8 protein-coding genes are annotated in these 8430 nt (G+C 37.0%); 4 read left to right on the top strand and 4 right to left on the bottom strand.

The genetic code is table 11. The features are described 5' to 3' along the window. Positions 1-108 precede the first annotated feature (108 nt). The 4 genes from GXZ72_01400 to GXZ72_01385 all read right to left on the bottom strand — a co-directional run bounded on the left by GXZ72_01400 (position 109) and on the right by GXZ72_01385 (position 3870). Positions 109-1656, bottom strand: coding sequence for an ATP-binding protein (locus GXZ72_01400; GenBank protein HHT18210.1), 1548 nt, complete (start codon positions 1654-1656; stop codon positions 109-111). 49 nt (positions 1657-1705) lie between these two features. Next, positions 1706-2386, bottom strand: coding sequence for a TIGR02253 family HAD-type hydrolase (locus GXZ72_01395; GenBank protein ID HHT18209.1), 681 nt, complete (start codon positions 2384-2386; stop codon positions 1706-1708). 342 nt (positions 2387-2728) lie between these two features. Beyond that, on the bottom strand, positions 2729-3373 hold the full coding sequence (locus tag GXZ72_01390; protein HHT18208.1) for a hypothetical protein: 645 nt from the start codon (positions 3371-3373) through the stop codon (positions 2729-2731). Positions 3374-3489: 116 nt separating this feature from the next. Beyond that, positions 3490-3870: a 30S ribosomal protein S8e gene (locus GXZ72_01385; GenBank protein ID HHT18207.1), complete on the bottom strand. Its 381-nt coding sequence runs from the start codon at positions 3868-3870 to the stop codon at positions 3490-3492. Positions 3871-4391: 521 nt separating this feature from the next. On the opposite strand from GXZ72_01385, the gene GXZ72_01380 reads away from it, so the two are divergent. From GXZ72_01380 to GXZ72_01365, 4 genes are all read left to right on the top strand, one after another. Further along, positions 4392-5552, top strand: a complete 1161-nt coding sequence (locus GXZ72_01380) for an iron-containing alcohol dehydrogenase (GenBank protein HHT18206.1) — start codon at positions 4392-4394, stop codon at positions 5550-5552. Further along, positions 5542-6666 carry a PAS domain S-box protein gene (locus tag GXZ72_01375; GenBank protein ID HHT18205.1) on the top strand — a complete coding sequence of 375 codons (1125 nt, stop codon included), beginning with the start codon at positions 5542-5544 and terminating at the stop codon, positions 6664-6666. Before GXZ72_01380 ends, GXZ72_01375 begins: the two co-directional genes overlap by 11 nt. A gap of 260 nt (positions 6667-6926) precedes the next feature. Then, entirely contained in the window at positions 6927-7937 is a 1011-nt protein-coding gene (hypE, locus tag GXZ72_01370) for a hydrogenase expression/formation protein HypE (protein HHT18204.1), read from the top strand. A gap of 63 nt (positions 7938-8000) precedes the next feature. Then, on the top strand, positions 8001-8405 hold the full coding sequence (locus GXZ72_01365) for an RDD family protein (protein ID HHT18203.1): 405 nt from the start codon (positions 8001-8003) through the stop codon (positions 8403-8405). The last annotated feature ends 25 nt before the right edge of the window (positions 8406-8430 follow it).

Genomic DNA, 8430 nt, shown 5'->3' with positions numbered 1-8430 from the left:
AAATCATAATTCACACTAAACCAGATAAAAAAGAAGAAAAAGTTTGCTGCAGGCCTCCTCACCATTAATTAGAATCTGGCTGTGTTGGGGGGCCTACTTTTATATTTATTACCAGTTTAACAGAGTTCTTCGGAGTTCTTTCTCTGATTCGGCTATCAACTCTATTTTTTCAACCTTAACATCTTTATCCTGCAAATATTCTGCTATTTCAGTCGGACTGGTACTTTCATCAACATCAAAAAGAATGGAACCATTTTCCCGGGACAAAGCACTAGCACCATAATGGGATAAAACATCAAAAGCCTTCTCCATATCACTAGTCTTCACCCGGAAAGAACGGGTCTTATGGGCAATCTGGGCAATGTCAATATTCATCCTCTGCAACACTATAAGAACGTGCTTATCCAGAGCATTTTCCATAACTTCAACATCAATAGTATCCTTTTTCAAGTTAATACGCACAGCCTGACATATCTGAGCCAAATCCCTTGAATGGGCAAAACTAGGCTGCAAACCCTCCCCACCATTTCTCGTGGAGATATAAACTTTTTTAAACCTTTCCATTGCTTCAGACTCATAGGTTTCACCCAGCTTAACCAAGTTTCTCCGGAAAACTTCTTCCACTTCATCAATCTCAGGATTTTTAAGGAAAATATGGAGTGGGGCACGTCGAAGGTGAGCTTCATCCATAATACTAATATCCAAGTTAGTGGAAAAGGCAGGGATGAAATGGGTTTGCAGAATAACCGGAACACCACGCACATAAACCACGTCTTCTTTATTTTCCATAGGCACAATTAAACGGTTTAGGATAAGTTCATGATCATCACGCTGCCTTCCCAAATCATCAATAAGCAACACACCACCGTTAGCCTTAATTTGCGGAGAAGTTTCATAAACCCCCTTATTCGGATCATAATTCGTTTCCAACTGGTTCAAACTCAGTTCAGCCCCTGTTAATACGAATGGGGCGTAAATTTTAACCCAACGAGGATCATCAGGTTGTTCTTTGCACATTTTATGGAAATCAGGGTCGTAGAGTTGTATGATTTTCCCACCAAATTCTATGTACTTGGGGATTACCAGTGGTGGTAGTAATCGGGGCATGGTACTGATAATAAAAGTTTTACCAGTTCCTGGTGGTCCGTAAACAAAAACACCCTTACTAATAATGGAAGATTCTATCAGGGCTTCTTTAGCATATTCAACACCCACCACTTCATTGAAGGTGTCATGCACCACTTCAGATGGTATTTTAAGGGGGTGTCGATGGTTCATCTGAAGCTTCATGATCTGAAAATACTCATCATAAGGAACCGGGGCCATACCAACATAGGGATTGTCCTCAGAAATACTCTTAGATTTTTCCCGTCCTTTCATAGTTATGGTGTACTCAACACTTGAAAACAAGAACCCTCCACTAACCGGGGCACAAAAACCACTTTTTTCCATCTTGCTTAAATGTTTCTCAAGAATATCCCAATGGATTCCAGTTAATTCATTAATGGTACTTGTTTTCACTGTTCCATAACTGGCAATTACTTTTAGTAATAAACCCTCCACAAAGCTTTCAGAAAGCTCCAAATCATCTAAATTTTTCGGCTGTTTCAGGGCTTTGAAAATTTTTTCCATCTTCTCATCATGATAATAACTCATTCAATCACCAAATCTCTTTTCACCCACAAATTTTTTCTCATAAACTATATTAAAGTAAATTTTTCACCTGGCTGATGTCTGACACCACTTTAACATCGAGATCTTCTGTTTTAATCAGCTCTTTTTCATCAGCAGAAAGTTGAGAGTTAACTAGTATGGCTGACATCCCAGCATTTGTCGCACCTAAGATGTCTTCACTGAATTTGTTCCCCACCATAACTGATTTGTTGGCTTGGCATCCCATACGGTCCAGTGCCATCTGGAATATTTCATAGTCCGGTTTTTCAGACCCAGCCTCCTGAGATGTGACCACATCATCGAAAAAATGGTAAAGCCCCAGTCTGATGAGCTTTTCCCATTGTTTAATGGTCAATCCATTGGAGATCACTCCTAACTGGTAATCATTTTTTTTAAGATGCATAAGAGTAGCCACCGTGCCTGGGAAAAGTCTTAATAAAGCAAATTTCACGTTATGGTAGGTGATCATTCCCAGAGCAATGAGTAACGGTTTTTCCTCCCCATAAACTCTTCTGGTTAATACATTGAAATGTTTATCATAGTTGGATCCTTTCTCTTTAACAATTTCCCTGAGAAGTAAATAGGATTCCTTATGGGATAATGGCAGACCAGCATCGATCATTGTTCTGAGGGCTGCTTTCCGTGCCAGTTCAGCAAAACCAGAAGTGTCATACAAGGTATCATCAATATCGAAAAAAACAGCTTTGATCATTTTTATCTGCCTATTCCATTTTTTTTAATACATTTCATGTAATCTTATAACGGGAGTATCCATCTATTTTAAGAATATTATCACAAATAATCAGATTAAACCATTAACACATTTTTTTTAGTTTTCATAGGCAATATTATTTTTTTTTTAAGGGGATCATCAAGGCATTGATCTTATCCATTTATAATCTATTTCTTCTTTGGCACAAATTATAATTTGGATGAAAAACTTTTCATTTTAGTATTTTATATTTCCAACATTAAATAACAATACTATAAATAATAATTGGGGACTGATGATTTAGCCAAGTACAGCTGTAGTATGGTTGAATTTTAGTTTTAATCATAAAAAAGCATCTAAACTACTTTGTTTTTGTTTGTGAACCATTTCTTCCTGAGAATAACCAAGACTATCAATTATCCTGGAAATTGCAGGCAGAACTTGGTTGTCAATGTAATAGGATGGGTCATAGTTTGCCACATCTGCATCTTCCAATGGTTCTGCACGCTGGCTTATGGGTCCTTTACCTTTAACTACTATGTATCGGATTATGGATCCACGCCCTACCTTCCGCCCCTTTGCAATGGCTTTTTTTGCAGCCAGTACATGTGGAGCTTTTTGTTTATACTTATCCGGATTTTTGGTTAGTTGGGTGTGAATTACCAGATCTTCAAGGGGTATTTCACCATTCTTTATACGGATGATAACATCCTTAATGATCTTGGCTGCTTTTTCTGGTGATGCATCTTTTAGGATGGCCATCATCACTTTTTCCTGAGTTTTTTTAGCTACCGGAGCCCAATCTCTCCTAACTAGCTCCAACCCTTTAACCACAATTTTACCCTCTTGTATCAGGGCGTACCTTTTTTTAGTGACAAAAAAGCCCCTTTCATAGAATCCTTCAAATTCCAGTTCCATTCCCGGGGGAAGTTCATGGTTGACTGAATCCAGGAACTGGTCAACCTTTTCTTTAATTTCTTTTTGCAAATACACACCAATTTTAATGGAATTTTTAGTTAAGGACTTTCAAGTGATGTTTTGGTGTATTTTGAGAAATAGTAGAATTTGCATACAAATAGTTCTGTATGCAAATAACTTAAATATTATTCAACGATTATTCCATTAATTATACCATCTTGTCCAGGTCGTGAGGTCACCTTAACTTTACCTGCACTGGTTTCTAGGACTGCCCCTTTAGTGATGATGTTTCTTCTCACAAAGTGAGCATTGGCATTGTTTTCCACTACACGTATTATATCGGCCAAGTCAACCTTTTGGGTTTTAGGGTTGACTACGTTAATTTTCTGTTCATTGGTGAGCCGGATTTTTTCGTTACCACCTTTGGTTCTGATTGTTTTAATTTTCCGGTCTCCGATTTTGGTTTCAGCAGCTTGTCTGCCAAATTCCTTTTTCCTTTTGTTACGATTACTTTTCGCCCGCGCACCACTTGGTTTTCTCACGGATGTTCCTTGCCATATCGCCATTAAATTCACCTCTATTATCCTAATTTGAAATTTATTCCAATCTATTTTATCAAAAAAATCATGGAAATTCTTTATTGAATAATTCCTTGGAGCGTAAAAAAGTCTTCCTGAGTCTTCAACTCCAGATGTTATGGTTTTAATGTGTATGATATATTAACCTTTCCCCTATTTGAGTATGAACACAATAGGAGTTTGATTTGAAATGGAATAAAAGTATGATATTAACCTTCCCCTACCCGAGTATGAAATGCTGCATTGGAAGATATTATAATTCCCACACTTAATCCTCAAATAATTATCATATTTAACACGATTTTACTGGATGGGTTTTTGTTAAAATTATCTGCTTCAAAACACAGTTTATTGTGATATTTTTTAAAAAAAAGATATGTAAAAAATATTAGTAAGTGAATAATTAAATCTATTATATGAAAATCAGATTCAGTAAGTGTAAAATCAGAATTTAAGCTTATCAGATATAATTATTCAAATTAAAAATATCAGGTATTGTGAGAGATATCATGAATAATGCTCTAGAATTACGGAAATTTGTGGCTCCTGAATTCATCTTTGGTTCTGGTGCCAGATTGCTGGTGGGACGTTATGCTAAAAATTTCGGTGCACGCAAAGTGTTAATTGTCACTGACCATGATGTAATGGCTGCAGGATTAGTTGATCCTGTTTTTGAAGCTTTGAAAGATGAAGGAATTGATTATGAGATATATTCTAACATTAAACCAAATCCCACAGTCCAACAAGTTACAGAAGGTTCCAAATTTTATCTTGACAAAAACTGCAATTTTATTGTAGCAGTGGGTGGGGGAAGTCCTATGGATTGTGCGAAGGCCATAGGGATTGTCAGTTCTAATCATAAGGAGGTGCGTGAATTTGAAGGTGTGGATAAAGTTCTGATTCCTTCACCTCCACTGATCTGCATTCCAACAACTGCAGGAAGTGCTGCAGATGTGTCTCAATTTGCCATAATCACTGATAATGATCGGAAATTGAAGATGGCCATAGTCAGTAAAACTGTAGTTCCTGATGTTGCCCTTATTGATCCAGAAACAACACTCACCATGGACAAATCACTGACCATATGCACTGGTTTTGATGTTTTAAGCCACGCAGTTGAAGCATTTGCCTCAAATGCCAGTTCACCAATAACTGATTTACATGCACTGGAAGCCATACGTTTAGTATCACAAAACATCATACCCACCAGTAATGATCTTAAGAACATTAATTTAAGGGGAAAGATGATGTTAAGCAGTCTCCATGCTGGATTAGCCTTTTCAAATGCAAGTTTGGGATTGATACATGCAATGGCCCATAGTTTAGGCGGATTTTTAGATTTACCTCATGGGGAATGCAACGCCCTGCTACTGGATCATGTGCTTGATTTCAATTTTGACTCAGAAATCCAGAAATACAGGAAGATAGGCAAAGCTTTAGGGCTGGAACTTGATGGTATGAGTGATTATAATGCTAAAAAAGTTATCCTCAGCCGAATAAAAGATTTAAAATCCCAGGCTGATGTAACTTATACTCTTAAACACACCGGAGTCACCCCTGAGGATATTCCTGAACTGGCAAGAAAAGCCATGAATGATGCTTGCATCATCACTAACCCTAGAAAACCAACACAGAGCGATGTTGAGGAGATATTTAGAAATGCGCTCTGATAATGAAAATAATTGGGATTCCATACGCGAGAAAATAATAGGGTTAGGGGAACAATCAATTAGAAAAAGTTATTACCCTGAACTACAACAACGTATTTCTGAGTTGGAACGATTCAGGGCATTATTAGATGAAACTAACGATGCTATTTTTCTTTCAGAAGTTTCTTCGGGTAAATTTGCCGATTTTAACAATTCAGCATGCGAACAACTGGGATATTCTCCTCAGAAATTGTCTGAAATGTCTGTTCAAGATATTATTAGTCCTGGTGAAATCGAAGGCATGAAACATATTATTGATAATTTAGTTGAGGGTAGGCAATTTAAAAACCGCCTCACAGTAGAAACATTCCTAAAAAGGCAGGATAATTCCCTGATAAACGTGGAGATCAACATTAGTTTGGTGTGTTTTAGTGATGATGACTATATTGTAATGGTGGCCCGTGACATTACTGAGCGTAAAGAATTTGAAAACGCACTCAAATCTTCCATTAAAGAAAAAGAAGTCTTAATCCGTGAGATACATCATCGGGTTAAAAATAATATGCAAATTATCTCAAGCCTACTGAACCTGCAAAAACAGTATGTCCATGATGAAGAAGCAGGTAATGTTCTACTGGAAAGCCAGAATAGAGTTAAATCAATGGCTATGATTCATGAAAAACTTTATCAAACACAAAATTTTTCAGAAATTAACTTCGGAGACTACATCACAAGTCTAGTGGATGATCTTTTTTCTTCTTATGGCTCATATTCAAGGCGGATCAAAAAGAAGATGATATTTGATGAGATAATGTTGGGACTGGAAACTGCCATTCCCTGTGGCCTGATTATCAGTGAACTTGTGACTAACACTCTTAAATATGCTTTCCCCAACCAAATGGAAGGTGAATTTAGAATTGAAATGTATGAAATTGATGGATTTTACCATCTAATTATCAGTGACAATGGGGTGGGTATTCCGCCCAATCTTAACTTTGAAAAAACAGAAACCCTAGGATTGGTACTGGTTGATAGTCTGGTCAATCAATTGGAAGGTACAGTTGAACTAGAAAGAAATGGTGGAACTAAATTTAAAATAGTCTTCAAAGAGTTAAAATATGAAGAACGGTTTTAATCCGAATCAATTCCCAAAAAAAATTATTTTGAGATGAAATCTTAAACTATTGCTGTTTTAAAGATATTTTCAGACTTTTTGGGTTTATTAAACTACTTATCCTGGTCATATTAATTAGATGGGTATATTTAAATATCGTAAGATCCCAATTCACAACAAGCGGAGTTATTATTATATTATTTATATCACATTTGAATGACTTTAAAATGGTCTTAAATGTAATATATTATATATTGAATTGATTTAAAACTGGTGAATTCATGAAAATAGGAATGTCACATGGGGCTGGCGGAGAAATAATGCAAAGCCTCATTTCGGATATGATACTGGGCAATATTAAAAACAAGCGAGTAAATGGTGGAGTGGGCCTGGAAAATTTGGATGATGGTGCAACCATCCCACTGGGAGAGCATGAAATTGTAATCAGCACTGATAGTCACACTATAGATCCATTATTCTTTCCAGGGGGGGATATTGGCAGAATTTCTATAGCTGGCACAGTGAATGATGTTTCAGTAATGGGAGCACGACCATTAGCCATAGCCAATGCCATGATCATAAGTGAAGGATTCAGTGGGGATGAATTAGAACGTATAATAAAATCTATGGATGAAGTGTGCCAAGAAACCGGTGTGTCTATTGTAACTGGCGATACCAAGGTAATGGAAAATGATAAATTAGATAAAATTATCATCTGCACCACTGGTATAGGCATAGCCCCTAAAGGTGCAATCACCCCTGATTCTGGACTGGAAATAGGAGATAAAATCATACTATCTGGAAGTGTGGGAGACCATGGTATTTCTCTGATGAGCTACCGTGAAGGATTTGGCTTCGAAACAGACCTTAAATCTGATGTAGCTCCGGTATGGGATATAGTGAAAACCGCACTGGACATTGGGGGGGTTCATGCTATGAAGGACCCCACGCGTGGCGGGATTGCCAATGCACTTAATGAAATGACCTCTAAATCTGGTTTGGGAATGTTCCTTCATGAGGAAAAGATACCAGTTAAAAGAGAAGTGCATGCCGCATCAGAGATGCTGGGAATAGATCCATTTGAAGTTGCAAATGAAGGTAAAGTCATAATGAGTGTCCAACCAGAAAAAGCCGATGAAATCCTGGAAGCCATCAGAAAAAGAAAATATGGTGACCAAGCCCAGATCATTGGTGAGGTAACTGAGGATAAACACGTGATCCTAGAAACAGCAATGGGTGGTAAAAGAATACTGGAGGCACCAATAGCAGATCCAGTACCTCGAGTATGTTAAATATTAATTAAGTAATAGTTAATTGCATATTAAACTAGGAAATAGAAATAATAGGTGATGTTAATGCAAGAATTTTGGGGTAAGAGAGCAGTGGCTTTAATTATTGATGTAATTTTTATCACTCTATTTATGTGGGCATTAACTGCCATTTTATACCCATTAATTGCATTGACTAATCTTTACTTTGTTTTTAATTTCTGGTTTATACTATGGGGATTTATTACCCTAGCCTATTTCACATTAATGGAGGGGAAATGGTCCACAACCTTGGGTAAAGGTTTGATGAAGCTGAAAGTTCAAGCTATCCAGGGGGATATGAATTACCAAACAGCATTAATGAGAAACCTCTCCAAATTCCTATGGATTCCATTGTTAATTGATGTTACAATTGGATTTATAGGTGCAAAGGCAAATAAACGACGATATTTAGATGACATTGCTAATACTAGGATAATTTTACTAGAATAGTCAGATTTGTCCTTGGATTATTCTT

Origin of the sequence: Methanobacterium sp. (assembly GCA_012838205.1) — an archaeon.
In the GTDB taxonomy this organism is placed as follows: Archaea; Methanobacteriota; Methanobacteria; order Methanobacteriales; family Methanobacteriaceae; genus Methanobacterium.
The sequence above is the reverse complement of the archived record's forward strand: the minus strand, read 5'-3'. Positions and strand labels throughout refer to the sequence as shown.

What these genes read in the sequence shown, in the direction of transcription:
- GXZ72_01385 (HHT18207.1), bottom strand. Translation starts at nt 3,870, where the DNA reads ATGGCGATATGGCAAGGAACATCCGTGAGAAAACCAAGTGGTGCGCGG.
- GXZ72_01365 (HHT18203.1), top strand. Translation starts at nt 8,001, where the DNA reads ATGCAAGAATTTTGGGGTAAGAGAGCAGTGGCTTTAATTATTGATGTA.
- GXZ72_01400 (HHT18210.1), bottom strand. Translation starts at nt 1,656, where the DNA reads ATGAGTTATTATCATGATGAGAAGATGGAAAAAATTTTCAAAGCCCTG.
- GXZ72_01395 (HHT18209.1), bottom strand. Translation starts at nt 2,386, where the DNA reads ATGATCAAAGCTGTTTTTTTCGATATTGATGATACCTTGTATGACACT.
- GXZ72_01380 (HHT18206.1), top strand. Translation starts at nt 4,392, where the DNA reads ATGAATAATGCTCTAGAATTACGGAAATTTGTGGCTCCTGAATTCATC.
- GXZ72_01375 (HHT18205.1), top strand. Translation starts at nt 5,542, where the DNA reads ATGCGCTCTGATAATGAAAATAATTGGGATTCCATACGCGAGAAAATA.
- hypE (HHT18204.1), top strand. Translation starts at nt 6,927, where the DNA reads ATGAAAATAGGAATGTCACATGGGGCTGGCGGAGAAATAATGCAAAGC.